At 73.7% G+C, this 1,565-nt stretch carries 1 protein-coding gene; it reads left to right on the top strand.

Annotated elements, in window-relative coordinates:
* The first annotated feature begins 238 nt into the window (after positions 1-238).
* On the top strand, positions 239-1,534 hold the full coding sequence (locus ACFV0G_RS34415; RefSeq protein ID WP_380556462.1) for a M18 family aminopeptidase: 1,296 nt from the start codon (positions 239-241) through the stop codon (positions 1,532-1,534).
* Positions 1,535-1,565 lie beyond the last annotated feature (31 nt).

The following is a 1,565-nucleotide window of genomic DNA, read 5'->3' as shown; positions in this document are numbered from 1 at the left end:
GTCTCTGTGGCGCCGTCGCGCCCCCTGCGCCCCCCCCCCCCCCCCCCCTACCCCGGGGGGGGCGCGCCGGCGGGGGGCCCCCCCCGCCGTGCGTTCGAAGCTGTCACGGACCTGTGCCGGTTCGAATGTTCTGTCACCGTTTTTGAGTTCACAGCGTCATGTCCGTGTACGGGCATATGCTCAGGGTCGGAACCGGGTCCCCCATCCGGAGTCCGATCTCCCTCAACCCAGGAGCAGCATGTCGACCGCCGACCGCCCGGTCCACTTCGACCGGACGCACACCGACGATCTGATCGCCTACCTCAGTGCCGCGCCGTCGCCGTACCACGCCGTTGCCGGGGCCGCCGAGCGGCTTGAGAAGGCCGGGTTCCGGCAGGTCCGGGAGACCGACGCCTGGGGGGCCGAGGCCGGCGGGCGGTACGTCGTCCGCGGCGGCGCACTGATCGCGTGGTACGTGCCCGAGGGGGCCGGGCCGGCCACACCGTTCCGCGTGGTCGGCACGCACACCGACTCGCCCAACCTGCGGGTCAAGCCGCTCCCGGACACCGGCACCGCCGGCTGGCGCCAGGTCGCCGTGGAGATCTACGGCGGCGTCCCGCTGAACACCTGGCTCGACCGCGACCTCGGCCTCTCCGGCCGGCTCACGCTGCGCGACGGCAGCACCCGCCTGGTGCAGATCGACGAGCCGCTGCTGCGCGTCCCGCAGCTCGCCATCCACCTCGACCGCCAGGTCAACGAGGGCCTCAAGCTCGACAAGCAGCGCCACATCACGCCGATCTGGGGAATCGGCGAGACCACCGAGGGCGCGCTCATCGAGTTCGTGGCCGAGCGGGCGGGCGTGGCCGCCGCCGACATCGCGGGCTGGGACCTCATGACCCACGACGTGCAGCCGCCGTCCTACCTCGGCCGCGACCGCGAGCTGCTGGCCGGCCCGCGCCTGGACAACCTGCTCTCCGTGCACGCCGCCACCGCCGCGCTCGCCGCCGTCGCCGGCGCCGACCTGCCGTACATCCCGGTGCTGGCCGCCTTCGACCACGAGGAGACCGGCAGCGAGTCGGACACCGGCGCCCAGAGCCCGCTGCTCGGCAACGTGCTGGAGCGCACCGTCTACGCCCGCGGCGGCACCCCGGAGGACCGCGCCCGGGCGCTGGCCGGCACCGTCTGCCTCTCCTCCGACATGGGCCACGCCGTCCACCCGAACTACAGCGAGCGGCACGAGCCCGGCCACCGCCCGATGCCCAACGGCGGCCCGATCCTCAAGGTCAACGTCAACAACCGCTACGCCACCGACGGCGTGGGCCGGGCGATCTTCACCGCCGCCTGCGAGAAGGCGGGCGTGCCCTGGCAGAGCTTCGTCTCCAACAACGCGATGCCCTGCGGCACCACCATCGGCCCGATCACCGCGGCCCGGCTCGGCATCACCACGGTGGACTGCGGCATCGCGGCGCTGTCCATGCACTCGGCCCGCGAGCTCTGCGGCGCCGACGACCCGTACCTGCTCGCCAGCGCCATCAAGGCCTTCCTGGAGGGCTGAGGACCCGGGGGCGGGCCGACCGGTGCCGGTC

Origin of the sequence: Kitasatospora sp. NPDC059571 (genome assembly GCF_042735675.1) — a bacterium.
Lineage (GTDB): Bacteria > Actinomycetota > Actinomycetes > Streptomycetales > Streptomycetaceae > Kitasatospora.
This window is presented reverse-complemented; position numbering and strand designations above follow the sequence as displayed.

Bases quoted from the DNA above. Each gene is read 5' to 3' on its own strand.
- ACFV0G_RS34415 (WP_380556462.1), top strand. From the start codon at position 239: ATGTCGACCGCCGACCGCCCGGTCCACTTCGACCGGACGCACACCGAC.